General features: G+C 37.0%; 25 protein-coding genes. 18 read left to right on the forward strand and 7 right to left on the reverse strand.

Annotation, left to right across the window (positions count from 1 at the left end; translation table 11 throughout):
* The first annotated feature begins 25 nt into the window (after positions 1–25).
* From HMPREF3129_RS03005 to HMPREF3129_RS03015, 4 genes are all read left to right on the forward strand, one after another.
* Positions 26–2629 carry a fimbria/pilus outer membrane usher protein gene (locus tag HMPREF3129_RS03005; protein ID WP_017628066.1) on the forward strand — a complete coding sequence of 868 codons (2604 nt, stop codon included), beginning with the start codon at positions 26–28 and terminating at the stop codon, positions 2627–2629.
* A gap of 41 nt (positions 2630–2670) precedes the next feature.
* The gene (locus HMPREF3129_RS18820; protein WP_254668231.1) at positions 2671–3096 is read left to right on the forward strand and encodes a hypothetical protein; all 426 of its coding nucleotides are present in this window, start codon (positions 2671–2673) and stop codon (positions 3094–3096) included.
* 128 nt (positions 3097–3224) lie between these two features.
* Entirely contained in the window at positions 3225–3650 is a 426-nt protein-coding gene (locus HMPREF3129_RS18825) for a fimbrial protein (RefSeq protein ID WP_231338122.1), read from the forward strand.
* A gap of 18 nt (positions 3651–3668) precedes the next feature.
* Entirely contained in the window at positions 3669–4226 is a 558-nt protein-coding gene (locus tag HMPREF3129_RS03015) for a fimbrial protein (protein WP_004248209.1), read from the forward strand.
* Positions 4227–4286: 60 nt separating this feature from the next.
* Here the strand turns inward: HMPREF3129_RS03015 and HMPREF3129_RS03020 are convergent, their stop codons facing one another.
* Positions 4287–5444 (reverse strand): pyridoxal phosphate-dependent aminotransferase, encoded by a 1158-nt coding sequence (locus HMPREF3129_RS03020; RefSeq protein ID WP_036918440.1) that lies wholly within the window; start codon positions 5442–5444, stop codon positions 4287–4289.
* 259 nt (positions 5445–5703) lie between these two features.
* The gene (locus tag HMPREF3129_RS03025) at positions 5704–7746 is read right to left on the reverse strand and encodes a choline transporter (RefSeq protein ID WP_004248207.1); all 2043 of its coding nucleotides are present in this window, start codon (positions 7744–7746) and stop codon (positions 5704–5706) included.
* A gap of 209 nt (positions 7747–7955) precedes the next feature.
* Here HMPREF3129_RS03025 and betI point away from each other — a divergent pair, with 209 nt between their 5' ends.
* From betI to HMPREF3129_RS03050, 5 genes are all read left to right on the forward strand, one after another.
* On the forward strand, positions 7956–8558 hold the full coding sequence (gene betI, locus HMPREF3129_RS03030; protein WP_004248206.1) for a transcriptional regulator BetI: 603 nt from the start codon (positions 7956–7958) through the stop codon (positions 8556–8558).
* Positions 8559–8582: 24 nt separating this feature from the next.
* Positions 8583–10058, forward strand: coding sequence for a betaine-aldehyde dehydrogenase (gene betB, locus HMPREF3129_RS03035; RefSeq protein WP_004243216.1), 1476 nt, complete (start codon positions 8583–8585; stop codon positions 10056–10058).
* A gap of 45 nt (positions 10059–10103) precedes the next feature.
* Positions 10104–11771: a choline dehydrogenase gene (betA, locus tag HMPREF3129_RS03040; protein WP_036918438.1), complete on the forward strand. Its 1668-nt coding sequence runs from the start codon at positions 10104–10106 to the stop codon at positions 11769–11771.
* A gap of 387 nt (positions 11772–12158) precedes the next feature.
* Complete coding sequence (gene codB, locus HMPREF3129_RS03045; protein ID WP_004250947.1) at positions 12159–13409, forward strand: cytosine permease; 1251 nt, start codon at positions 12159–12161, stop codon at positions 13407–13409.
* On the forward strand, positions 13399–14676 hold the full coding sequence (locus HMPREF3129_RS03050) for a cytosine deaminase (protein WP_036918435.1): 1278 nt from the start codon (positions 13399–13401) through the stop codon (positions 14674–14676). The genes codB and HMPREF3129_RS03050 overlap by 11 nt, the downstream gene beginning before the upstream one ends.
* An 85-nt stretch (positions 14677–14761) precedes the next feature.
* Here the strand turns inward: HMPREF3129_RS03050 and HMPREF3129_RS03055 are convergent, their stop codons facing one another.
* The 4 genes from HMPREF3129_RS03055 to HMPREF3129_RS03070 form a co-directional block, all read right to left on the reverse strand.
* Positions 14762–15226: an HIT family protein gene (locus HMPREF3129_RS03055; protein WP_004243211.1), complete on the reverse strand. Its 465-nt coding sequence runs from the start codon at positions 15224–15226 to the stop codon at positions 14762–14764.
* Positions 15227–15380: 154 nt separating this feature from the next.
* The gene (gene hemB / locus HMPREF3129_RS03060) at positions 15381–16358 is read right to left on the reverse strand and encodes a porphobilinogen synthase (RefSeq protein ID WP_036918433.1); all 978 of its coding nucleotides are present in this window, start codon (positions 16356–16358) and stop codon (positions 15381–15383) included.
* A gap of 215 nt (positions 16359–16573) precedes the next feature.
* Complete coding sequence (locus HMPREF3129_RS03065; protein WP_004248202.1) at positions 16574–16936, reverse strand: hypothetical protein; 363 nt, start codon at positions 16934–16936, stop codon at positions 16574–16576.
* A gap of 278 nt (positions 16937–17214) precedes the next feature.
* On the reverse strand, positions 17215–17436 hold the full coding sequence (locus HMPREF3129_RS03070) for a DUF2594 family protein (protein ID WP_012367999.1): 222 nt from the start codon (positions 17434–17436) through the stop codon (positions 17215–17217).
* Positions 17437–17726: 290 nt separating this feature from the next.
* On the opposite strand from HMPREF3129_RS03070, the gene HMPREF3129_RS03075 reads away from it, so the two are divergent.
* The 4 genes from HMPREF3129_RS03075 (at position 17727) to HMPREF3129_RS03090 (ending at position 20149) form a co-directional block, all read left to right on the forward strand.
* Complete coding sequence (locus HMPREF3129_RS03075) at positions 17727–18617, forward strand: NAD(P)H-hydrate dehydratase (protein ID WP_036918431.1); 891 nt, start codon at positions 17727–17729, stop codon at positions 18615–18617.
* A gap of 146 nt (positions 18618–18763) precedes the next feature.
* Positions 18764–19192 carry a universal stress protein gene (locus HMPREF3129_RS03080; RefSeq protein ID WP_004243205.1) on the forward strand — a complete coding sequence of 143 codons (429 nt, stop codon included), beginning with the start codon at positions 18764–18766 and terminating at the stop codon, positions 19190–19192.
* 114 nt (positions 19193–19306) lie between these two features.
* Positions 19307–19645 (forward strand): hypothetical protein, encoded by a 339-nt coding sequence (locus tag HMPREF3129_RS03085; protein WP_004243204.1) that lies wholly within the window; start codon positions 19307–19309, stop codon positions 19643–19645.
* 66 nt (positions 19646–19711) lie between these two features.
* Positions 19712–20149: a universal stress protein gene (locus HMPREF3129_RS03090; RefSeq protein WP_004243203.1), complete on the forward strand. Its 438-nt coding sequence runs from the start codon at positions 19712–19714 to the stop codon at positions 20147–20149.
* Positions 20150–20276: 127 nt separating this feature from the next.
* On the opposite strand, the gene HMPREF3129_RS03095 is transcribed toward HMPREF3129_RS03090, so the two are convergent.
* Entirely contained in the window at positions 20277–20948 is a 672-nt protein-coding gene (locus tag HMPREF3129_RS03095) for a YidX family protein (protein WP_036918429.1), read from the reverse strand.
* A 313-nt stretch (positions 20949–21261) separates the two neighbouring features.
* Between HMPREF3129_RS03095 and HMPREF3129_RS03100 the strand changes: the two genes are divergently transcribed.
* The 5 genes from HMPREF3129_RS03100 (at position 21262) to HMPREF3129_RS03120 (ending at position 25241) form a co-directional block, all read left to right on the forward strand.
* On the forward strand, positions 21262–21672 hold the full coding sequence (locus tag HMPREF3129_RS03100) for a hypothetical protein (protein WP_004243201.1): 411 nt from the start codon (positions 21262–21264) through the stop codon (positions 21670–21672).
* A 203-nt stretch (positions 21673–21875) separates the two neighbouring features.
* Complete coding sequence (locus HMPREF3129_RS03105; RefSeq protein ID WP_017826953.1) at positions 21876–22970, forward strand: AAA family ATPase; 1095 nt, start codon at positions 21876–21878, stop codon at positions 22968–22970.
* The gene (locus HMPREF3129_RS03110; RefSeq protein ID WP_004250952.1) at positions 22957–23784 is read left to right on the forward strand and encodes a DUF4435 domain-containing protein; all 828 of its coding nucleotides are present in this window, start codon (positions 22957–22959) and stop codon (positions 23782–23784) included. The genes HMPREF3129_RS03105 and HMPREF3129_RS03110 overlap by 14 nt, the downstream gene beginning before the upstream one ends.
* Before the next feature lie 189 nt (positions 23785–23973).
* Positions 23974–24777, forward strand: coding sequence for a threonine/serine exporter family protein (locus tag HMPREF3129_RS03115; protein WP_004243198.1), 804 nt, complete (start codon positions 23974–23976; stop codon positions 24775–24777).
* Positions 24753–25241, forward strand: coding sequence for a threonine/serine exporter (locus HMPREF3129_RS03120; protein WP_004243197.1), 489 nt, complete (start codon positions 24753–24755; stop codon positions 25239–25241). Before HMPREF3129_RS03115 ends, HMPREF3129_RS03120 begins: the two co-directional genes overlap by 25 nt.
* Position 25242 lies beyond the last annotated feature (1 nt).

Raw genomic sequence — 25242 nt, forward strand, 5'->3', positions numbered from 1 at the left:
CATTCATTAATGATAAGGCTTTATTATGCTAAAATCTAAAACTATATGTTTTAATTTATATATCTTTTTAGGTACATGCTTTTCTGGTGTGGTGTATGCGGATAGTTTTTTTAATCCTAACTTAATTTCAAATATTGATAATGAAGTAGCAGATTTATCTCGATTTGATAAAGGTGAAGGCCAACCTGAAGGAATGTATTCAGTAGAAATTTATGTAAACGATGAATATGTTGAAACAAAAAATTTAATATTTTATGAAAGCGATGCATCATCCGATGATACAGGCTTATTACCTTGTATAGATAATAAAACTTTGACAAATTTTGGAATAACTTTAACTGAAAATAGCAAAAAGAAATCAGAAGAGGTAGAAAGTAAAGATAGTGCTTGTGAGAATATTTTAGATAAAATAGAAAACTCAAGTGTTAAATTCGATTTTGAAGGACAAAAATTATTTTTAAGTATTCCACAAATAATGTTTAAAAATAATGTTCGTGGCTTTATCCCACCTGAAAAATGGGATAATGGAATTAATGCGTTTTTACTAAATTATAATTTCACAGGAAGAAATAGTAAGAACTTTAAGGATAACGTTGATAATAATAATTATTTTTTAAACTTAAATCCTGGTATTAATCTTGGTTCATGGCGATTTAGAAATGAAAGTTCATGGAACTATGCTAGTGGTGAAAGTAAGCAAAATAAATGGAGAAATATAAGAACATATGTACAAAAACCTATTATTCCATTACGTGCAGAATTAACCCTTGGTGACTCTTTTTCTAATGGAACCATTTTTGATAGTCTTGGTTTTAGAGGGATTAAGCTAGAATCTGATGATAATATGTTGCCTGATAGCATGAGAGGATTTGCACCTACGATAAAGGGTATTGCGAATAGCAATGCTATTGTTACAGTCAAGCAGAATGGTTTTGTTATTTATCAAATTTCTGTACCTCCAGGTGCATTTGAAATAAAAGATCTCTATGCCACATCAAGTAGCGGTAATTTAGATGTCACAATCAAAGAGAATAACGGTAAAATTACACAATTTGTTGTACCTTATTCAAATGTGCCTATTTTACAACGTGAAGGACGCTTAAAATACGAATTGATTGGAGGGGAATTTCGTAGCGGAGCAGATTATCAAGATAAACCTAATTTTGGTCAATTAAGTTTAGTATATGGCTTACCTTATAATATGACGTTATATGGAGGAAGCCAATTTTCAAATAATTATCAAGCCTATGCGATTGGTTTAGGTGGTAATCTAGGCACCTTTGGGGCGATATCAGCAGATGTAATACAGGCGAATAGTATATTGCCAAACGATGAGCATAAAAAAGGGCAGTCATTCCGATTACTTTATGCTAAATCGATTAATAGCACAGGCACTAACTTTCAAATAATGGGGTATCGATATTCAACGCAAGGCTATTATACCCTAAATGAAGTTAGTTATAAAAAAATGGCAGGGCGTGAAATAGTAACAGATAATGGAATAATAAGAGATGAGGATAACTTATCTAACTACTATAATTTAAATTATTCTAAAAAAGGGAGGTTTCAACTTAATATAAATCAACAAATTACCAATAATAGTTCTTTGTATATTTTAGGCTCTTACCAAAACTATTGGCGCACAACTGAAACTGAACAGTTATGGCAACTGGGTTATAATGCTAATATTGATAGGATAAATTATAGTCTTAGTTTATCGAAATTAAAATCACCGGGTATGCGTGGTGATAATAAAAATGTAGCTTTTAATATATCAATTCCTCTTAATGATGTATTTAACCAGCAAACTGTAAGTGACTTACATTCAAGTAGAAATAGTATGTATGCTGTTTACTCAATGAATAGAAGCGATGACAATGTTTGGGTCAATCAAGTGGGACTAACAGGAACTCTCCTTGAAGACAATAATTTAAATTATAATATTCAACAAGGATATACGCATAATGGTTCTGGTTATTCAGGAATGGTTTATGCTAATTATAAAGGTAAATATGCTAATATAGGTAGCGGATATAATTATAGTAATGATTGGCATGAGTTTAATTATAGTTTAAATGGTGGTGTTGTTGCTCATGCAGGAGGTATTACTTTAACTCAACCTTTAGGGGATACCAATATTCTTATTAAAGCAAATGATGCTAATAATATTAAAGTAGAAAATGCAAATGGTATATTAACTGATAATAAAGGTTATGCCGTCTTACCGTTTGCTTCAACATATAAAAATAATCGAGTTTCATTAGATGTTAATTCATTAGAAGAAAATATTGAATTAGAAAATACGATTATTAATGTAGTTCCTACTAAAGGGGCATTGGTTGAAGCTAATTTTAAAACGAATATTGGCTATCGAGCAATGGTTACATTAAGCAAAAAAGATGGCGCTATTATACCTTTCGGTGCGATGGTTGTTGATGAAGAGCGTTCCGTAAGTGGTATTGTTGGCGATAATGGGAATGTTTTTATCTCTGGTTTAGCACCTGTTGGTAGGCTAAAAGCAAAATGGGGAAAAATGGCTGATCAACAATGTATATTTGATTACCAAATTAATGAGAAGTCATCAAAAGAAAAAGGTATCTATTTTATTTCTTCCACATGCCAATATTAAAAACAAGCATATTTACGGATTTTATTATGATTAGAATAGTATTGTTTACAATAATAGCCATTATTTCAAATAATGCAGTCGCTGTGAGCTGTGTCAGTGGTTGTAATGCGAATGAATATTCCACGCTTAGTGGACAACTATCAAAGACGGAAAATAAAGTCGGTGTTACTAAAGATGCTTCTGATATTACTTTGTCCAATCGAATTACATTAAGATGGAATGCGGGGCAAGCGCAAACATGGGCGACATATTCCAATGGTAATATTCCTAGTGCAAATACCAGCAATAATGATTGGATTTATTCTAAGATAGATGACTATATTTCTGTTGCGTTAAGAATGACTAATAATTGTAGAACAATTTATGTTCCTTATAATGTACCTACGCTAAGCTCTACTTGTGGTGCCCGTACTTATACTGAAAACGAAGAAAGCGTCGTTTCTGTAAGAAAGTATAAACCAGAATAAAAATTGACAAGGCTATTATTTCTGGTACCTATGTAAAAAATATTTTTGTAGGCGAATTTGGTTTTTGCCAACCACAGAATTGTGCGACTAAACAAACTATCATTACAAAGCTATTTTTGAATCTTTCAATGACAGTTCCACAATCTTGCGTTATTAATTCAGGGCAAGTGTTGAATATTGATTTTGACAATATTCCTGCATCAAGTTTTAAAGTAGCAGGGAAAAAAGCCGAAGGAGTTAATACGGTTTCTAGAAACTTAAGTATTCAATGTGACAATATAGATGCCAGTGCTGATTTAACAATGCGATTACAAGCAGATTCAGTTCAAGGTAATGCTATTGTTTCTAATAATAAAAGTGTTGGCTTTGTGGTTGCTAATTCAAGTGGATCTGAATTAACACCTAATGATTTATCAAGTTTTATTCCTTTCAGACTCAACCAAAATGCTGATGCTAATGTCACGATTAATGTTTATCCCGTAAGTATTGATGGAAAAACACCAACTGAAGGCGCTGTCACATCAAGTGGCTTTCTAAGAGTTGATTTCCCTTAATTTTAATAGGCTAATATCATGAATGAGTTATTACATACTAGAAAAATAATGCGCTTTCTATTATGGGGAATGCTACTTTTTAGCGGATATACAGTATTTTTTACTAAAGATGCAACAGCAGAATTAGCTAATACAAATATTGTTATAAAAGCGAACATTGTGGCAAATACTTGTAGAGTCAGCCCTGATTCGCTAAATAAATTTGTTGACTTAGGGGTTTGGGGAACAAAAGATTTTCAGCAAAAAAATACAACAGAGCCAGTAAAGTTTACACTTAACTTAACTGATTGCAGTATTGTTACTAGCGGTGTAAAAGTAATGTTTAGTGGTGATACTGACAGTAAGGATAGTACCTTGTTTAAGTTGGCAGAAAAAAATGCGGCTCAAAATATAGGTATTGCTATTTTAGATAAAAATCAGAATAAAATATTACCGGGAAAAAGTAGTATGATTTACCCTGTAGAGACAACTAATAATATTTCTCTCGATTTTTATGCGCAATATATCGCAACTAATAAGGACGTAGTTGGGGGAAGTGCAAATGGTGAAGTATTATTTTCTTTAGAATATCTGTAAATAACAAGGGAACTGTGTCGTTCCCTTTTAAATACATTTATAACTATTGGTTGTAGAGGATTATATCCATCCTTTAGTTCTAAACTCTTTTAACGTCGCGACAAAATAACTCATCTCCTCAGGGGTTCCTAAGGTCAAACGGCTCCAACCTAATGCGGGAGGAAACTCACGTCCTACCATAATATTTGCCGCTTTCATTCTCTCTTGATAAGTTTTCACATCACCTTTGACTTTATGAAAAATAAAGTTGGCGTGAGAAGGTGCATACTCGATATTTAAGGCGTTTAAAGTATCAACCACCATTTGTCGTGATACATCAATTGACTTGCGACTATATGCCACAAAAGCGTGATCTTTTAACGAGGCTAATGCGCTAACAGCACCGGCAGTATTGGTATTATCAATAGAAACGAAACTATCTACTTCACTAATTACCTCAGGGACTGCCACACCATAGCCTACCCTTAATCCAGCTAATGCATAAATTTTTGAAAATGTACGGGTAACAATCAAGTTTTTATAACCTTGAGCAACTAATGCTATCGCACTGGTAAATTCAGGTGTTGTCACAAATTCAGCGTAAGCTTCATCAATAATAAAAAAGACATTTTCTTTTGCTGAGGTGATCCAATTTGTTAATGCCGCTGTTGGTGTCAGCATTGCGGTTGGGTTATTAGGATTGCACAGATATACCATGCTAATACCATCAAATGCTTGTGCTTTTTTCTGCATGGCGGTTAAATCAAAAGCCAATGTGTTATCAACCGGCACTTTTACGATATTAACACCTAAAGGTTCAGCATAAAGTTCGGCATAATTAAACGTTGGATCAGGCACAATCAGTTGTACTGTTTTACCTGCTTTTTGCGCTTTATTCGCCACATATTGTACGGCTGCTTGTATGGTTTCAGAGGAGCCATTACCTAGAGTGATGTGTTTGTCTGATAGCTTAAATTCTTCACCTAATGCACTGATAAGTGCGCTTCGCGCATCATCTGGATAGCGAAAAGCATGGGGAAGTGCATCAATAATCGCCTGTTTGGCATTGGATGACATGCCTAGCGAGTTTTCATTAAAGTTTAACAGTAAAGGATTTTCTGCATTAAATAGCTGTTTAGGGTTTGAAGTTTCTGCGCCATAGGCAGCGCTAACAAACGAACTTAATGAAAGTCCCCCGATCACTAAGCTTGATGATGTTAAAAATGAACGACGATTCATGTGATGTTTCCCAAGTAAATTATTCTACATTTTTATTGTTTATGTAGATTACTAAAAAAACACAATAAGTAAATAAATATGTTTTAATTTTGATTATTTATTCACTGCTAGGTCAGTTTTTAGGAATTAGCTTAAGCATGTCAATATGAAATAAAGTCAGAAAATAGCGATGTATTGCATGAGGTGTATGATGCAGGCTAATAAAAAAGGGAACCGATAAAACGGGTTCCCTTGAGAGATAAGATAGCTCAGTCGCTAATTAATTTGATTCTGGAAATGTTAATGTTGCACCGGGCGCTTCACGACTTAAGTGAATAAAGTTTAAGTGTTTTTCATATTGGTCGAGAATATCACTGATCACTTGCTCCTTGGTATAGTCCATTAAATCGTTACCCTGTGAACCTTCCCATAAATAGGTTTCTAGTCGGTAATAATGGGATTTTCCTCGACGAGCACGATAAGTAAATGCAGGTACTGAATATTTTTGTGGCCATATTTGATAAATAAAATGCTGCTCTTGGCCTAAATCAACCACTAATTCTAAATGGTTTAAACGAGGCTCTTCTTCCAGCGGGTAAAGATTAAACGAGACATTTGCACCACGTAATGACAGCTCATTAGCCACATCTTGCATCGCTGGGGTACAAACTAAATCTAACATCCGTTGGGTATAGGTAGTACCTGGAAAATTCATCACACGACCTAGACGCTGTTTCCAGTTCATGGTGGTGTTACCATAAAGAGGTGCTGGCGCATTGGTGTTTAATGAACTGACGCGTCTAAAATCTTCTACTTTTAATGACTTATATAGTCCTGCCATAATAAAGAAAATAACAAAGCTAAAAGGTAATCCCATAATAACCGTGGTATTTTGCAAAGCAGAAACCCCGTCTGCCATTAACATACCTAATGTTAATAGACCAATAGCGATAGACCAGAATATGCGCAGCCAATTTGGGGCATCATTATTTATATCACTCAGTTGAGAAGTGAAATTACCTAAAACTAATGAACCGGAGTCTGCCGAGGTTACATAGAAAAGTAATCCTGTAATAGTCGCTACGGAAGCGGTTAAACCAAATCCCGGATAGAGTTCAAGTAGAGAATAAAAGCCTTTTTCTGGTGAGGCTAATACTGTTTCAGCAAAGGTTTGATTACCGTGGATCACTTCATAAAGTGCACTATTACCAAAGATAGACAACCATAATAGCGTGAATACAAAAGGGATGATCAAGGTGCCTATAACGAATTGACGGATAGTTCTCCCCCTTGAGATACGTGCTAAAAATAAGCCCACAAAAGGTGACCAAGCAACCCACCAAGCCCAGAAGAAAAGTGTCCAGCTATTCATCCAATCCGTCGGTCTATCAAAAGCAAAGCTATTTAGTGTCATTCCTAAGAATCGGTTTACATAATCACCGACATTAAGTACTAACGCATTTAATAAAAATTCAGTATCACCAGCAAATAGGATAAATAAAATTAACCCTAAAGCGAGTAATACATTTAATTCTGAAAGAATACGTATGCCTTTATTGACGCCTGATGTGGCTGAGATCACCGCCATAATTACGGAAAGTAGAATTAAACCACCTTGTACACCTAACCCTTGCGGTAAATCGAAGAGAACTTTCAATCCATAATTAAGTTGTACTACGCCAATACCTAAGGTGGTGGCAATACCAAAAATAGTACCCAATACGGCAGCAATATCGACAGTATGACCGATGGGGCCATAAATACGATTACCAAAGATAGGATAAAGTGCAGAGCGGATGGTCAAGGGTAAATTATAACGATAACTAAAATACCCGAGTGCAATACCAATCAGTGCATACATAGACCAGCCCGTCAGGCCATAGTGGAATAATGTCCACACCATCGACTGACGGGCTGCTTCTATTGTTTCACCTTCGCCAGTAGGCGGTAGCATATATTGGGTAATAGGCTCAGCGACTGAGAAAAACATTAAGTCAATCCCAATCCCCGCGGCAAACAACATAGCAGACCAGCTTAATACACTAAATTCAGGCTTTGATTGTTCTGGGCCTAATTTAATATTACCAAAGCGAGATGTGGCAACGAAAATAACGAAAACAATGTACAAAGTTGCCGCTAATAAATAGTACCAACCAAAGGTTTTTGATACCCAACCTAGTGTTTTAATGATCCACGCATTGGCGGTATCTGTCATTAAAATAGTGAAAAAAGAGAACGCTAAAATCAGCGTTGCGGAAGCGAAAAAAACAACAGAATTGAGCTTGTCTTTCTGTGGTTTTTTTGAGCTATTAAGAGTTGTCATCAGAAATTCCAAAAATTTATTCATCTAAAAGTTAAAAGTTGCATTCTTTGCTAATCAATTGATTTATATGCAAAGATTCAAATTTTCACGATCTGCTCCTTATGTCATTTGTGAATTAATTGTGATAAACAATAGTTAATATTGATTGAATGTTCAATTAAAAAAACGTTTAATAAAAGTGTTCAATGTATTTTTTAGGTCTTGAAAACATGCCGAAGATAGGGATGCAGTCGATACGTAAACAGCAATTAATTCAGGCGACATTAGCGGTGATTAATGAGGTCGGAATGCAAGATGCCAGCATTGCATTAATTGCACGAAAGGCCGGGGTATCTAATGGCATTATAAGCCACTACTTCCGTGATAAAAATGGTTTATTGGAAGCGGCAATGCGCCATATCCAATATCAGTTAGGTTTTGCCGTCGCAATGCGATTACGTATTTTAAGCGATGCTGAGCCTAAATTGCGTATTCAAGCCATTGTCGATGGTAACTTTGATACGTCACAAACCAGTGAAACCGCAATGAAAACTTGGCTGGCTTTTTGGGCAAGTAGCATGCATCAGCCTAATTTGCATCGTTTACAAAAAGTTAATGATAGACGTTTGTACTCTAATCTCTGTTATGAATTTGGACGTGCGTTAACAAAAGATAAAGCACGCTTAGCCGCCAAAGGCTTGGCCGCTTTAATCGATGGTTTATGGCTACGTAGTGCCCTTAGCGAGGAGCCATTTTCGTTAGCAGAAGCAAAAAAAATTACTGATGAGTATATCGATATGCAACTTAATCTTTGCCAGGATAAACAGACTTAACTTACTCACTATAAAGGAGAAAATATGCAAAACCCACCGTTACACAAGCTTTATATTCATGGTGGATATGTTGATTGCGCACAACCTGAATGTGAACAATTTGCCGCAATTAATCCTGCTACAGGTGAGGTGATTGCACATTTACAATCAGCCTGTGAAGAAGATATTAATTGGGCGGTAGAAAGTGCAAAGCAAGGACAAAAAATATGGGCTGCCATGCCTGCGATGGCGCGCTCCCGTATTCTTCGACGTGCCGTGGATATTTTACGTGAACGTAATGATGAGTTAGCGCATTTAGAAACGTTAGACACCGGTAAACCCCTGTCTGAAACACGTTATGTCGATATTGTCACCGGTGCTGATGTATTGGAATACTATGCGGGTCTTATTCCTGCCCTAGAAGGGGAGCAGATCCCACTACGTGACAGCGCTTTTGTTTACACCCGTCGTGAGCCATTAGGTGTTGTTGCCGGCATTGGTGCATGGAATTATCCAATTCAAATTGCGTTATGGAAATCAGCACCTGCATTAGCAGCAGGTAATGCGATGATTTTTAAACCGAGTGAAATGACATCATTAACGGCATTAAAATTGGCTGAAATATATACTGAAGCGGGCTTGCCTCAAGGGGTATTTAATGTGGTAACGGGTGATGCCACTGTAGGGCAATGGCTAACGCAGCACCCTGATATCGCTAAGGTCTCATTTACGGGGGGGATCGATACTGGGAAAAAAGTGATGGCGAGCGCTTCTTCATCAAGCTTAAAAGATGTCACTATGGAGCTAGGTGGTAAGTCTCCGTTAATTATTTTTGATGATGCCGATCTTGATACCGCAGCTGATATCGCCATGATGGCTAATTTCTATAGTTCAGGACAAGTATGTACCAATGGAACACGCGTATTTGTGCCAGAAAAGTTAAAACAAGCTTTTGAAGCTAAAATCATTGAGCGTGTCTCTCGTATTCGCGTTGGTTCACCACTGGAAATGGATACCAACTTTGGACCATTAGTCAGCTTCCCTCATCTTGAAAAAGTTTTAAGCTATATCGAGTTAGGTAAAGCTCAAGGTGCAAAACTACTTTGTGGTGGTGAACGTTTATTCGCTGGTGCATTGGCGAAAGGGGCTTATGTGGCGCCAACGGTATTTACCGATTGTACTGATGATATGAAAATCACGCAGGACGAAATCTTCGGCCCTGTAATGAGCATTTTAAGTTATCAAACAGAAGATGAAGTTATTTTACGCGCCAATAATAGTGTCTATGGATTAGCCGCAGGCTTGGTGACTCGAGATCTGACAACGGCACATCGCGTTATACATCAATTAGAAGCCGGAATTTGCTGGATCAATACTTGGGGTGAATCTGCAGCAGAAATGCCTGTTGGTGGTTATAAACATTCCGGTGTTGGCCGTGAAAATGGGCTTGTCACACTACAAAATTACACTCAAATCAAATCTATTCAAGTTGAACTTGGGGAGTTTTCATCCGTTTTTTAATCCATTCTATTTTTAATTTTAATGACTGAAACAGAGGAGATAACAATGGTCTATGACTACATTATTATCGGTGCTGGTTCAGCCGGTAACGTTCTTGCTACCCGCTTGACAGAAGATCCTGATGTTACTGTGCTGCTCCTTGAAGCTGGAGGACCGGACTACAGGTTCGATTTTCGCACACAAATGCCAGCAGCATTAGCTTATCCGTTACAGGGTAGACGCTATAATTGGGCTTATGAAACAGAGCCTGAGCCACATATGAATAACCGCCGCATGGAGTGCGGCCGAGGTAAAGGATTAGGAGGATCATCACTCATTAATGGTATGTGTTACATTCGTGGTAATGCGATGGATTTTGATGAGTGGGCCAAATTACCCGGTCTTGAAGATTGGAATTATTTAAATTGCTTACCCTATTTTCGTAAAGCAGAAACCCGAGATATTGGGGCTAATGATTATCATGGTGATAGTGGGCCTGTTAGTGTGACTACACCGAAAAAGGGGAATAATGTTTTATTCCATGCGATGGTCGAAGCTGGTGTACAAGCTGGATATCCTAGAACTGACGATCTCAATGGTTATCAGCAAGAAGGATTTGGCCCTATGGATAGAACGGTAACCCCCCATGGGCGTCGAGCCAGTACGGCACGGGGTTATCTTGACCAAGCTAAATCGCGCAAAAACTTAACTATTGAGACACATGCTACAACCGATATTATTGAATTTAAGGGTAAAAAAGCAAGTGGTGTGCGCTATTTTAAAGGAACGAATACCACGCCACAGCATGTGAAAGCATGTAAAGAAATACTGCTTTGTGCCGGGGCGATTGCATCACCACAAATCTTACAACGCTCAGGTGTCGGCCCAGAAGATGTTCTCAACGAGTTTGATATTTCGCCAGTACATGTTTTACCGGGTGTGGGGCAGAATTTGCAAGATCATCTAGAGATGTATCTGCAATATGAATGCAAACAACCCGTTTCACTTTATCCAGCGTTAAAATGGTATAACCAACCTAAAATTGGTGCCGAGTGGTTATTTAAAGGAACGGGTATTGGGGCGAGTAATCAATTTGAAGCAGGGGGTTTTATTCGCTCAAGTGAAAAGTTTGCTTGGCCAAATATTCAGTTTCACTTTTTACCAGTGGCGATTAATTATAATGGCAGTAATGCAGTGGAAGTGCATGGTTTTCAAGCTCATGTGGGGTCGATGCGTTCACCCAGTCGCGGACGTATAAAAATAACCTCACGAGATCCACATCAGCATCCAAGCATCTTGTTTAATTACATGTCAACAGAGCAAGATTGGCAAGAGTTTAGGGCTGCTATTCGTATCACGAGAGAAATTATGGCGCAACCTGCATTAGATCCCTATCGCGGTGAAGAAATTAGTCCGGGGAAAGATATTCAAACGGATGAACAGCTGGATGCTTTTGTGCGTGAACGGGCAGAAACAGCATTTCACCCTTGTGGTAGTTGTAAAATGGGAAATGATGAAATGGCCGTCGTAGATGGTGCCGGACGCGTTCATGGTATAGAAAGCTTAAGAGTTATTGATGCTTCCATTATGCCCAATATAATTACTGGCAATTTAAATGCGACAACCATTATGATTGCTGAAAAAATGGCAGACAAAATTAAAGGCATTAAACCATTGCCAGCAAGCCAAGCAGATTACTATGTTGCTGGACATTCACCTGCCAGAAGAAATTAATTAACTTATCAAAACAATAGTCAAGAGGAATGAAAATTCCTCTTTTTTGTGACTGAAAGTAAAGCTTCTTTTTTCGTTATTATTTTATTTTTTTTTAGTTTTATTAAATATTATTTATGTATTTTTTCATAATTAAATGATTATGAACTTTCCATTGTTATCATAAATATTTCTAAAGCAATCTCCTTTTTACAATCATTTTAAATAAGTCGAGTGACTCAAGTAAAACAACCATAACATCAGGATTGATGTGAGATATATCAATTTTTTTTCTATCACCGATCACATTAATTATCATAAACAGAGTACGAAAACGTTTGCATAAAATTTTTATGCCGATAGAATGCGTCAGATTTTTTGGCCTGGTGAAATGAATAGGGGGTTAAAGTGTCTCAGGACAACAATTATAGTCAGGGCCCGGTGCCCATATCCGCAAGAAAGGGTGGATTAGCGTTAACCTTTGTGATGTTGGGATTAACGTTTTTTTCAGCCAGTATGTGGACTGGCGGCGCTCTTGGTACTGGTCTCTCCTTTAATGATTTCTTCCTCGCAGTTCTTATCGGTAATCTTCTCCTTGGTATTTACACCGCATTTCTTGGTTTTATTGGTTCTAAAACAGGTCTTACCACTCATCTTCTTGCTCGTTACTCTTTTGGTATTAAAGGCTCTTGGCTTCCCTCATTTTTACTCGGTGGTACACAAGTCGGGTGGTTTGGTGTCGGTGTTGCGATGTTTGCTATTCCCGTTGGTAAAGCCACGGGGATTGATATTAATCTCCTGATTGCGATATCAGGAATTTTAATGACTATCACTGTGTTTTTTGGTATCTCTGCATTAACTATTCTCTCCATTATTGCGGTTCCTGCTATTGCTATCCTAGGAAGTTACTCTGTATATCTTGCGGTACATGATATGGGAGGGCTTAATACACTAATGGCAGTGAAGCCTGCCGAACAACTCGATTTTAATTTAGCCCTTGCCATGGTGGTAGGCTCTTTTATTAGTGCCGGTACATTAACGGCGGATTTTGTTCGTTTTGGACGTAACCCTAAAATTGCCGTGATTGTCGCTATTGTGGCTTTTTTCTTAGGAAATACTTTGATGTTTGTCTTTGGTGCTGCGGGAGCGGCATCATTAGGCATGGCGGATATTTCCGATGTGATGATAGCGCAAGGTTTATTACTGCCGGCGATCATTGTATTAGGTTTAAATATCTGGACGACCAATGATAATGCGTTATATGCATCAGGATTAGGTTTTGCCAATATTACAGGGTTATCGAGTAAAAAGTTATCTGTGGTTAATGGCATTATCGGCACATTGTGTGCGCTATGGCTTTATAATAATTTTGTTGGTTGGTTAACCTTTCTATCCGCGGCGATCCCCCCTGTAGGTGGCGTTATTATTGCAGATTATCTGATGAATAGAGCGCGGTATAATCAATTCAACGCTGACAAGATGCAAAATGTGAACTGGGTAGCCTTACTTGCTGTGGCTATCGGTATTGCTGCCGGTCACTGGTTACCAGGGATCGTACCTGTTAATGCCGTATTAGGTGGCGCAATCAGTTTCGCGGTATTAAATCCAATATTAAATCGTCGTACAGCTCGACAAGCGGAGATAAGTCATGCTGGGTAAAAATATAGAACAAATTAATCATGCTCGTTTAGCTGGAAAAGAAGGTTTATGGCGCATTACAGTTAAAAATAACCAGATTGCAGCCATTGAGCCACAACCACAAAGCGATTTTCATCCCCAAGGGTTAGATGCACAAGGTGGATTGGTTCACGCTCCTTTTGTTGAACCTCATATACATTTAGACACCACGCAGACAGCAGGACAGCCAAACTGGAATCAATCAGGAACCTTATTTGAAGGTATTGAGCGTTGGGCAGAAAGAAAAGCATTACTCACCCATGATGATGTTAAACAACGGGCGTGGCAAACATTACAATGGCAAATCGCCAATGGTATTCAGCATGTAAGAACCCATGTTGATGTTTCTGATGCATCGTTAACGGCTTTAAAAGCCATGTTAGAAGTCAAACAAGAAGTCAAACCTTGGGTTGATTTACAAATTGTGGCATTTCCCCAAGAAGGGATATTATCTTACCCTAATGGCGAAGCATTATTAGAAGAGGCCTTGAAATTAGGTGCGGATGTTGTGGGGGCAATCCCGCACTTTGAATTTACCCGTGAGTATGGCGTGGAGTCACTACATAAAACCTTCGCATTAGCGCTGAAATACAATCGACTTATTGATGTGCATTGTGATGAAATTGATGATGAACAATCGCGTTTTGTTGAAACCGTTGCTGCATTAGCACATAAAGAAAATATCGGCTCACGGGTGACAGCAAGTCATACAACCGCTATGCACTCTTATAATGGCGCTTATACTTCGCGTTTATTTCGTTTATTAAAAATGTCAGGCATTAATTTTGTAGCCAATCCATTAGTGAATATCCATTTGCAAGGGCGTTTTGATAGTTATCCAAAACGTCGGGGGATCACCCGTGTCAAAGAGATGTTAGCGAGTGGTATTAATGTTTGCTTTGGTCATGACGATGTCTTTGATCCATGGTATCCATTAGGTACAGCAAATATGCTACAAGTGCTGCATATGGGGTTACATGTTTGTCAGTTAATGGGCTATGGGCAAATTGATAATGGATTACAACTTATCAGTCATAATAGTGCAAAAACATTGGCATTAACGGATTATGGTGTGGAAGTCGGTAATAGTGCTAACTTTATTATTCTTCCTGCTGAAAATGGTTTTGATGCGTTACGTCGTCAAGTCCCTGTACGTTACTCTATTCGTCACGGTAAAGTGATTGCACAAACCGAGCCGGCTAAGACAGAAATTATGTTAGCTAAGCCAACACCAATTACGTATAAATAAAGAATAATTGTGCAATATTAACTAATAACGGATAAGTAATAAATGCTTATCCGTTATTGCTATTAGTTTATTATGGCTGGATCAATTACTGACTATTTTGGCGAATAAGCGCAGCTAATTGCGCTAATTCCTCATCATTTGCGCGCTCAAAATCATGAGATGAAAGATAACCGGGGTAGTTATCAAAGAAAACCTTTTGTTTGTTTTCAATGGGCGCCCATTTTGTCATATCACCCGTACCGTGCATTGGGCTGAGTTTGCTATGAACATGATCAACGCCAAAACCTTCAAAAAACATCCCCGTGCGTGACACATCTGGGAATGTTTTATCTAGGATTTTTGCCACTTTTTTAGTGGCAATGATCAATAACGCTAAGGCTTCATCGCTTAAATCAAAAGCATAACTTGGATAGTGTTTTTTCGGAATAACAACCGTAAAACCCTTGGTATTAGGGAAAATTGAAAGAAACGCAAGATGATGTTCATCCTCCCAAATTTTATGGCAAGGTGCTTTTCCCGCTACAATTTGACAGAAAATACAGTTATCCATAGTCGCCTCATAATATAGGGTGAAAAATACTTCAAATTATCGTTATAACTTGAAGTATTTAGCGTATCTAACCGCCATGTTTTTAGTGGTGGGGTTAGTCATATACTGAAGATTCCTAGTGATCTATTCACTTGTCATCTAGATACAAGGGTGATTAAAGTAGATTTCTTTCTGCTAAATCAAGCGCAAAGTAAGAGAGAATTAAATCAGCGCCTGCGCGTTTAATGGAGCCTAGTGTTTCCATTACCACGCGATCTTCATCGATAGCACCCGCTAATGCAGCAAATTTGATTTGCGCATACTCCCCACTAATTTGGTAGGCTGCTAACGGTAATAGTGTACGTTCACGAACATCACGAATAATATCTAAATAAGTACCAGCAGGCTTAACCATTAACATATCCGCACCTTCTTGCTCATCAATCAATGATTCGCGGATAGCTTCCCGACGATTCATCGGATTCATTTGATATGTTTTACGATCACCAATTAAGCGAGAGCCAGCAGCATCACGGAATGGACCATATAATGCAGAGGCAAATTTAGTTGAGTAGGAAACAATACCGGTATCGGTAAATCCTGCTTTATCTAAGGCAGCACGAATAGCGGCAACTTGACCATCCATTGCGGCAGAGGGAGCAATAAAATCAGCACCAGCTTGTGCGGCGGCAACCGCCTGTAGACCTAAATTATGGATAGTTTCATCATTATCGACATGTTCACCATGTAAAACGCCACAGTGCCCATGTGAAGTATATTCACAGAAACAAGTATCTGACATAACAATCATTTCTGGTACAGCATCTTTACAAATACGAGACATGCGAGAAACTAGACCGTCGCTTTTCCAAGCGTCGCTACCTGTTTCATCAAGATGGTGTGAGACACCAAAGGTCATGACCGTTTTGATACCCGCTTTAGCGATACGCTCAATTTCATAAGCAAGGCGTTTTTCAGGAATACGTACCACACCTGGCATACTTTTGATCGGCTGATAATCCTCTAAGCCTTCTTCAACGAAAATAGGTAGGGCTAGATCATTTTTGCTGAGTGTCGTTTCTTGAAACAGCGCGCGCAGGTTCTCTGACTGGCGTAGTCTTCTTAATCGCTGGATGGATTGTTCGTTGCTCACAATATCTCCTTGTTATGGCCAGTTCTAATGATTATTTACTAAAGTATTATAAACCTTAATCGCAATAGATGGATACTATCATGCATAATAAATAGCGGCAGGGAAAAGTTAGCAGGGTTAAACGTAAGAAATGAAATAGGGGGGTTAATAAAAAAAGAGCAGGATTATTTCTGCTCCTTGGACTCTGCGCTTAATCATTTAAGGCAGTCAATGGATTATTTTTTCTGCTCTTGTAAAACAGAATCCATTTGAATTTTACATGCCGCAACAATTTGCGTTAAGCCTTCTTGGAACTCTTCACGTGAACCAATTTCTGCTTTTGCATCACGTAAAGATTTAACAACTTCAACGGTGCCATTAGAAAAATCAGCTTCCGTTGCATCTAGTTTTGCAAAATCAAAGTTTTGAGATTTCAATGTTGCTAATGCGTCTTTGGCGATTTTCTCAGGTGCTTCATTAGTATCATAAGCTTTTACTGAGATATCTTTGAATGTATTGCAATAATCTTCAGCCATTTTACTTGGGTTAGCAAATGCAACAGCAGGAAGTAAAAGCAGGGATAACAGAAGTGGTTTCATTATAAGCCTCATGGTTTATTTTTGGTGCGTACACTGTAAGTGTAACATATAAACCCATATAGCGTTAAATCAGAATAGGATTAACATTAGTTATTTATTACAGATAAAAAAATCCCCTCTATAACAATAGAGGGGCAGTTAAATGAATAAAGAATGGTTTATTTCGGAATTAAGTATATAGACTTTTCAGATTTACTTTTTGCTTATTTGTGCAGCACAAAAAGAAGCGACAATAAATTAAAATCATGCGCAATTGCACTTTGATGACGTCAATATCATTATTGACGATAAGCTGTTTTAATTTGGTTTAATGTGTTGCGGAAGGTTTCTGCTTGTTGTTCATCAGCAACTTCGGAAATAGCTCGCTCAATATTTAAGATAACGCGTCCAGCATCTGCTTGACCTAATGCTTTTAACATATAAGTCACAAGCGTTTTTAGGCATGCAACTTCTTGCGCTAATGTTTCAACATCTGCTTGTGTTTTAAACTTCTCATTCATGGTGAATTTCCCTTTATATCGTTTGTTTATTAACCTAAAAATAATGCCTAGTAACAGAATAACATTGTATTCATCTGGTATGAATAGCTTTTCTTATCGCCCATAAAAGAAATAAATGAATAAAACGAATAAACAAATAGTAGATAAGAAATCATTTCCGCTAGCACACTCTTATTATGATTATGTCATCGATATCACGCTATACTTTAAATTAGCCATTACCGTTTCATGCGGTTTGATATAAAAATAAACACTCAGCAATAAAAGGTGAGGAATATGAGGAATAATAGATGAACAGAGAGCAACTATTACAAGCAATATCTCACTATCCTGCACTCGCTCAGCGAAATATGGGAAATACACATAAAGGCACTTTTGGTACATTAGCCATTATCGGCAGCTCAGAAGGCATGAGTGGTGCGATTGTTTTGGCGGGAAAAAGCGCGCTTAAAGCAGGGTGTGGTAAAGTCTTTTTGGGCTTTGCACAACCACAATTGCCACTGCCTTTTATTGATAGTGCACCCGAACTGATGCTACAAACAGCCATAACATTATTAGAGCAACCACAAATATCAGCATGGGCGATTGGCTGTGGTTTAGGGCTTTCACCTGATTCGGAACAATTGCTGACTACAGTACTAGCACAACGTAACGAGAAAATACCTTATGTTTTTGATGCCGATGCGCTGGTGTTATTGGCTCAATTAAACTTATCGCATATTAACACGAATTTAACCGCTAATTGTGTATTAACGCCCCATCCGAAAGAGGCCGCAACTTTACTTCATTGTGATGTTGCTGATATTCAAAATAACCGTCAACAAGCAGCAATAGAAATTACACGCCAATATCATTGCTGGGCCATAGTGAAAGGACAAGGAACGGTGATTGCTTCACCTCAAGGAGATATCACAGTAAATACAACAGGGAACAGTGGATTATCGACAGCAGGGAGCGGTGATGTATTAACCGGTGTCATGGCAAGTTTTTTAGCACAAGGTATGCCAATCGCAGAGGCTGTGCCGAGTGCCGTATGGATACATGGTATAGCCGCAGACCAATTAATAAAACAAGGAATAGGGCCAATAGGATTAACCGCATCAGAGCTTATTGATACCATCCGTGCGGTTCGCAACCAAATGTGGGCAACCCACCAACAGCACAGCACTGATTTATTTTAACTGAGTAGTTTATTTTTTGTAGTAACTCATTAATACTTAAAGCCGATTGATAATTGATATTAGGTTGGTTTTAGTTAATTGACTCACAGTAATCTTGAGGTTATTGCGATACTATTAAGGCAAATGGAGAGTTGAGAGGAGTTATTATGTATAAAACAATTTTAGTGCCTATCGATATTGTAGAAGAAGAGTTAACCAGTAAAGCAGTACGCCATGCGGTTTATTTAGCCAAAGAAACAGGAGCTAATTTACATCTTATCCATGTGCTTCCTATCTCTTCAGCCATTATTAATGCTTATTCACTGGGTTATCCCGAAATTAAAGACAAAGCGACAGTAAAAGCCGAAAATGATATGCAAATGCTGGTGGATTCGGTGGATCTGCCTGCTGAAAAAGTGGCTTACACTGTCACTTTTGGCTCTCCCCGTGATGAAATTTTAACGACAGCAAAAGATATTCAAGCAGATTTAATTGTTATCGGCTCTCGCAGACCCAACATTAGCACACATTTATTAGGCTCTACGGCCGCAGGCGTTGTTCGTTATGCAGATATTTCTGTGTTAGTGGTTCGTTAATTGACACATGCTAATAGGTTATGAGGTTTCATAACCTATTTTTTTCTTTTAAATTATCTATTTTACCATTATTAAATTATTTTCATTGGGTTGCGCATTAATAGAGTCAATGGGATGGAAAAATTTACACAAGAACTTTTAAGGCTCGACCATTTTATTCTACGTATTCTACGCTACTATATAATAGGTACTGTATTCTTTTTTTTAGGATTATTACCGGGCGTGCTAGGGTTCTATTTTATTGAAGGACATACTTTTATGGAGTCCTCATTAAACGCAATATCAATGTTAAGTGGTCAACCGGTAGAGCCTGCGCCTGCAACACCAACAGGGCGTTTTTTTATTGCGATTTATGGTTTGTTTCTTCAGTGTGTTTTTATTTTATCGATTGGATTAGTGGTGACCCCTTTTATTCATCGACAATTACATAAATGGCATCTTGAAGAGGATTAGCAATCATACTGTTGGTTGAAAAAATCAAAATAACAAACAGACGATAATTAATAATGAGGAGTTGCTATGTATAAGACAATTCTAGTGCCCGTGGATATTTCAGAAGATGAATTAACCGAAAAGGCTTTACAACACGCTGTTTATATTGCAAAGCTTGAAGGGGCTAAGATCCATTTGTTTCATGCTATTCCTGATGTTTCACGTTTTTCAATTAGTTATAGCTACCATTATGATATGTTAAGCTCTTTTGCTAATAAAGCGATTGAACGAGTTCAGGAACAACTGCAAGAATTAGCTAATTCTGTAGATTTACCTAAAGAGCAAGTTGATTTCTCTGCCGCATTTGGCTCAGCAAGAGATAAAGTGTTAGAGCTGGCAGAAAAAATTAAAGCGGATTTAATTGTCGTTGGCTCTCGTCGTCCTAGCATTTCAACTCATTTATTAGGCTCTAATGCATCAGGAATTGTGGCTTACGCCAAACAATCTGTGTTGGTTGTGCGTTAATCCTATAAGCGATGAAATAGGCTAACATCATAGTATAATATGGTATAAAAGGAGATAGAGGTAACACTATCTCCTTATTAATCAAACTAGAATATTTAGTGTTTGATAATCAATTATTTTATCGATACTACTTGCTTAGTATTGGGATCATCAGCAATTGTAAAGGAGATGTAACTATATCTAGCGCCAAAGTAACGGGTAATAATATTCTTGGTGTGCTGGCACCAATAAGATTTTCTTTGTATTGGTAGAATTCAACATTAAAGGGATGGTTAAAAGGTAGTAAATACTCATTTTTTTGTTCTTTATTTTTTTGATGAACTGTTCCAAGTAAATTATCTATTTTTAGTGAACAGGTGTTTATATCTTTTTTACATATAAAACCGTAAGTTAGTGCTGCTTCTTTATCGGTTTGAGTTATCCAGTTATAATTTATTTTAATTTTCCCATTAAATTGCTTCTTTTCATTATCAATAATAAATTCAACTGGATTTTCTACGCTCAATTTATCATGGTGGATAAGCGGATCTCTTAAAATATTTACTGCGTTATCTCCACCTCTTATTAATAAATAATCAAAATGCTCACCAATAAATACCCATCCGCTAGTACCGTTACTATCTTTTGCTAGAGAGAGTGCGGTAATTGAATCGCCTTTCCAATGAGAACGATGATAGCCATTATCATTTTTAGTTGATAACATTAACCCGAATGAAAAACAGCCTGATAATAAAAAGAAAATAGGAAAAATAACTATTGATAATAAGACAGCGGACTTTGTTCTCAAAAAACTTACCATATTAATTTTCTCTTAGTTATAAATTAATGAATTCTGTCATGATAATCTTTAAATGACTTCAAATATATTTTCAAATTTATAAAGTGGTCATTTTATGAATGGCTTATTTATTAAAAATAAAATAATTATAAAGAATATATAAAATAATTATAGTGTTTTATATATTAAAAGAATAAATATAAGTCGATAGAAATTTATTGCTGATAAAAATTGTCTATTAATGCGATCAGTGCACTAATAAAGAGCCTTTTTATTGAATGTAAATGATAATTATTCTAATCTAAAGTGAAGATAATGACTGAGAGATAACAATATGTTGAATAATAACAATTTTACAATAATGTCTGTTGACCAATTTCCCATTATTACCATGCAGGTTTTCCCAGAAACGTTAGAGCATGCTAATAACTGGATTGCTGAAATGGACTTAGTGCTTGCTCAAAAACAAAACTTTGTATTGGTTTACCCACCTATCAACAAGAAAAATGAACAAGAGGATATGGAGGGCATGAAAGCCGTTAGACGCTGGCTGAAAACAGGGAAAATGCCATTAAGTCAATATTGTGCTGGAATGATCATGACCGTCAATCAACAAACAAATGATAAAGAGCAACTGATGCAGTTATCTCCCGTTGTTTCTGCGGTGTACGGTGTACCTATCTTTGTTGAAGAAACCCTTGATGGGGCTTATGCTCAAGCTAATAAACTTCTGGGCAATAAATAATAAATAAAGGATTATGAATAATTTAAGTTAGGTATAAAAGCATCCTAAGGTGCTTTTATACTAATTTGAAAGCGTAATAGTCATATTGATGATGTAAGTTAACAATAGAAAGAGAATATTTTATCGTTGTGTGAAAGAGGTAAAGACGCGAGAATAAAGAGATGGTATTTTAGCTATTAAAGTAAACATTTCAGGGCATTCCAATGAGAATTAGTTCAATTTATACACAATCTGTAGGACCATTAGCTGATGGTGTTATTAAGTTAGAAGATGATTGGTCTAATGAGATTGAAGCTCAAGTTTTATTTACCGGTAATAATGGTTGTGGTAAATCGACTTTATTACGGGGCATAGCTATTTTATGGGAAGCATTAGGTATTTGGCTAAGTACTGAACAACCGTTAGCTCCAGCGAGCAATACACGAAAATGGTTAGAACGTTGGGGAGGGATCGCTATTATTTTTGAAGATTTTAATCTTTCTTCTGATGATAAGATTAAAATTGGACTTTTTTATGGTTCAGATGATTTTTTTTCCCAAGTAGTAACAAACTATTTAGATGTAATGTGGATAGGTGAAATTTCAAATAATAAAAAGAAAAATAAATTATATTTTCCATCTAGTGAAAATAAACATAATGATAATCTGATTGAGACCTATAAATATTTAGGGAAAAGACGTATTCAATCACTTTATAATGAATTGGATCCAGAATTATCTATTCCTAATATTGTCTATTTAGATGCAGAAGCGCGTAAATGGGTAAATCCAACAGCAACGAGAAAATCATTATACCCAGACGATCTTAACCAAGCATGGCTCGCGACTTATACGGTGACTAATGATTGGAATGGGCAAATAGAAACTTCACTGTTTAATTTAAAAGCGACACTGCCTAATGAATACCCTAACATGATAAAGAGTTTAAATTACTTTTTTTCAGATAAAAGAATTGATAGTGAAATTCTTCCAGGTACACGTCAACAGATTATTTTATCAAATGGAAGGCAACATACGTTTGATGAGTTAAGTTCTGGCGAACATCAAATACTTATTATGTTATTTACAATCCAACGTTGGCTAAAACCAGGAGGAATTGTATTAATAGATGAACCTGATCTACATCTACATCCTTCTGTTATCGCACCTCTCTTAGCGGCTATCGAAAATATTGTGACTAATAAGAAAGGGCAGTTAATTTTAACGTCACACTCAACAGAAGTTTGGCAACGCTATGAAAAATTTGGTTCACGTATTGATCTTACTTTGCTAAAAGGATCGGTGAATGTCGAAAATTGATGGAACAATTAATCGAATAAAAGATCAACAAATAGGTAGCTCAACTAAAAAAGTATTATTAGTTGAAGGCAGTGATGATGAGTTAGCTTTTGGCGCTTTTTTAAGAAAAAAGTTTCCTAGTTGGGAACAGTATTGGGTTATTGCTAGCACGGGCAAGAAACAAAATGTGTTGGATATTTTAGCCCAAGAACAAGATTGGCTTGGTATTGTCGATAGAGATGAATGGGATAATGCTAAAATTGAGGAAAAACAAGAACAATTACCCAATTTATTCATCCTTCCTCGTTTTTGTATTGAGAACTATCTTGTTCTTCCTGATGAAATTTGGTCTGCATTACCTGAAAATAAGAAAAATAGCATAGAAAATGGATGTGAAACATTAAGGAAAGATATCGAGACCCAGCTTGAAAATTGGCGAAATCATGCTGCGGTATGGGCAATCATTAATCCTTTATGGGAAGGATTAAGAAGTTTAGGATTTAAAGAATCGTTATTAGAACTTAATACAAGCAATGATACAGTAAAAATTGAACAAATTTTACAAAAGTGGCATCAATATCTTGAGCCTTCTCAATTATTAGAAAAACTCAAGGATAAAAAGCAAGAAATAAATGCATGCACAGTAGATCAACAATTAAAACAATATATACACGGGAAACATTTTTTTAAAAATGTAGTTTATCCTGTGCTTATTTCTCATATTGGTAATATAAAAGAAAAAGAACTTAAAAAACAGTTATTTAATTCACAACCTATTCCGGAAGATCTTGATTTCCTTTGGCAACATATGATGACTAATATCAATACTATTTGAGAAATATAATCACTATATTTTATATTTATTACAATCATATGATAGTAAGAGAAAACTTTGATCTACTTTCAGCCTTAAATATTTTAATTATTCATAATAGTATAGAAAGACGATAGCGTCATGATTGAACTATACTGATAAGCTTTCAATTGGTTATGGCGCGTTTTTTGATAAATACTAAGGCGTAGTATGGATAATCAGATAATGGCTGAAGAATATGCCATTTCACAAGATAAACAGCGTGAAATTACGAAATTATGTATTCAAACGGCGCTATTGTTGTTACAACATGGTGCTGAAAGTATGTTGGTTGAACAGCTCTCAACGCGACTTGGGCTGGCTTTAGGCGTTCATCAAGTTGAAACGGCCATTTCAGCCAATGCGGTGGTATTAACGACAATAGTTAATGGTCATTGCCAAACCTCAACACGAAAAATTGTTGATCGTGGTATCAATATGCATGTTGTTACCGAAGTTCAGCACATTGTTATTTTAGTTGAGCATCATCTCGCGGATATTGATGAAGCAAGGAAACGTTTTGAACATATCAAACCACTACGTTATCCACGTTGGATAATTATTGTTATGGTTGCACTTTCTTGTGGATGTTTTTCCAAATTGAATGGCGGTGATTGGGATGGCTTTTTAGTCTCTGCTTTGGGGGGAGGAATGGGAATGTGGGTTCGTCAGCTCCTCACTCATCGTCAAGTAAATCCTTTAATCAACTTTTGTATTACGGCATTTGTTGCGACATCAGTATCAGGTTTATTGCTAAAACTCCCTTATTTTCAAGTTACTGCCACTATATCAATGGCCGCGAGCGTTCTATTATTAGTTCCTGGATTTCCTTTAATTAATGCTGTTGCTGATATGTTTAAAGGTCATGTTAATACAGGACTCGCACGCTGGGCGATGGCAACGATGTTGACACTTGCTACCTGCTTAGGGGTTATTTTAGCGATGGCAGTATGGGAGTTAAGAGATTGGGCATAATCAACATTATTCTAACGCTAATTGAAGATATGATTTTAGCGGCAATACCTGCGGTGGGGTTTGCAATGGTATTTAATGTACCGCTACGTGCATTAAAGTATTGTGCGTTATTAGGTGCAATAGGGCATGGCTCTCGTACGGTATTAATGATAAGTGGTATGAATATTGAGTGGGCAAGCTTTTGTGCCGCTATTCTAGTCGGTTGTATAGGTATTCAATGGTCACGCTGGTGGTTAGCTCATCCAAAAGTTTTCACTGTTGCAGCGATTATTCCTATGTTTCCTGGGATCAATGCTTATGTTGCGATGATCTCCGTGGTGAAGTTGACTCAAATAGGCTATAGCGAAGAAATTTTTGAAGCTTTAGTGACTAATTTTCTTAAAGCTTCATTTATTGTGGGTGCTCTTTCTATTGGGCTATCTTTACCTGGATTGTGGTTATATCGTAAACGCCCCAGTGTATAAA

Source organism: Proteus sp. HMSC14B05 (assembly GCF_001808035.1).
GTDB lineage: Bacteria > Pseudomonadota > Gammaproteobacteria > Enterobacterales > Enterobacteriaceae > Proteus > Proteus mirabilis.

Excerpts from the sequence above, each read along its gene's own strand:
- HMPREF3129_RS03005 (WP_017628066.1), top strand. The coding sequence starts at position 26 with ATGCTAAAATCTAAAACTATATGTTTTAATTTATATATCTTTTTAGGT.
- HMPREF3129_RS18825 (WP_231338122.1), top strand. The coding sequence starts at position 3,225 with ATGACAGTTCCACAATCTTGCGTTATTAATTCAGGGCAAGTGTTGAAT.
- HMPREF3129_RS03015 (WP_004248209.1), top strand. The coding sequence starts at position 3,669 with ATGAATGAGTTATTACATACTAGAAAAATAATGCGCTTTCTATTATGG.
- HMPREF3129_RS03020 (WP_036918440.1), bottom strand. The coding sequence starts at position 5,444 with ATGAATCGTCGTTCATTTTTAACATCATCAAGCTTAGTGATCGGGGGA.
- HMPREF3129_RS03025 (WP_004248207.1), bottom strand. The coding sequence starts at position 7,746 with ATGACAACTCTTAATAGCTCAAAAAAACCACAGAAAGACAAGCTCAAT.
- betI (WP_004248206.1), top strand. The coding sequence starts at position 7,956 with ATGCCGAAGATAGGGATGCAGTCGATACGTAAACAGCAATTAATTCAG.
- betB (WP_004243216.1), top strand. The coding sequence starts at position 8,583 with ATGCAAAACCCACCGTTACACAAGCTTTATATTCATGGTGGATATGTT.
- betA (WP_036918438.1), top strand. The coding sequence starts at position 10,104 with ATGGTCTATGACTACATTATTATCGGTGCTGGTTCAGCCGGTAACGTT.
- HMPREF3129_RS03050 (WP_036918435.1), top strand. The coding sequence starts at position 13,399 with ATGCTGGGTAAAAATATAGAACAAATTAATCATGCTCGTTTAGCTGGA.
- HMPREF3129_RS03055 (WP_004243211.1), bottom strand. The coding sequence starts at position 15,226 with ATGGATAACTGTATTTTCTGTCAAATTGTAGCGGGAAAAGCACCTTGC.
- HMPREF3129_RS03065 (WP_004248202.1), bottom strand. The coding sequence starts at position 16,936 with ATGAAACCACTTCTGTTATCCCTGCTTTTACTTCCTGCTGTTGCATTT.
- HMPREF3129_RS03070 (WP_012367999.1), bottom strand. The coding sequence starts at position 17,436 with ATGAATGAGAAGTTTAAAACACAAGCAGATGTTGAAACATTAGCGCAA.
- HMPREF3129_RS03075 (WP_036918431.1), top strand. The coding sequence starts at position 17,727 with ATGAACAGAGAGCAACTATTACAAGCAATATCTCACTATCCTGCACTC.
- HMPREF3129_RS03080 (WP_004243205.1), top strand. The coding sequence starts at position 18,764 with ATGTATAAAACAATTTTAGTGCCTATCGATATTGTAGAAGAAGAGTTA.
- HMPREF3129_RS03085 (WP_004243204.1), top strand. The coding sequence starts at position 19,307 with ATGGAAAAATTTACACAAGAACTTTTAAGGCTCGACCATTTTATTCTA.
- HMPREF3129_RS03090 (WP_004243203.1), top strand. The coding sequence starts at position 19,712 with ATGTATAAGACAATTCTAGTGCCCGTGGATATTTCAGAAGATGAATTA.
- HMPREF3129_RS03095 (WP_036918429.1), bottom strand. The coding sequence starts at position 20,948 with ATGGTAAGTTTTTTGAGAACAAAGTCCGCTGTCTTATTATCAATAGTT.
- HMPREF3129_RS03100 (WP_004243201.1), top strand. The coding sequence starts at position 21,262 with ATGTTGAATAATAACAATTTTACAATAATGTCTGTTGACCAATTTCCC.
- HMPREF3129_RS03105 (WP_017826953.1), top strand. The coding sequence starts at position 21,876 with ATGAGAATTAGTTCAATTTATACACAATCTGTAGGACCATTAGCTGAT.
- HMPREF3129_RS03110 (WP_004250952.1), top strand. The coding sequence starts at position 22,957 with ATGTCGAAAATTGATGGAACAATTAATCGAATAAAAGATCAACAAATA.
- HMPREF3129_RS03115 (WP_004243198.1), top strand. The coding sequence starts at position 23,974 with ATGGATAATCAGATAATGGCTGAAGAATATGCCATTTCACAAGATAAA.
- HMPREF3129_RS03120 (WP_004243197.1), top strand. The coding sequence starts at position 24,753 with ATGGGAGTTAAGAGATTGGGCATAATCAACATTATTCTAACGCTAATT.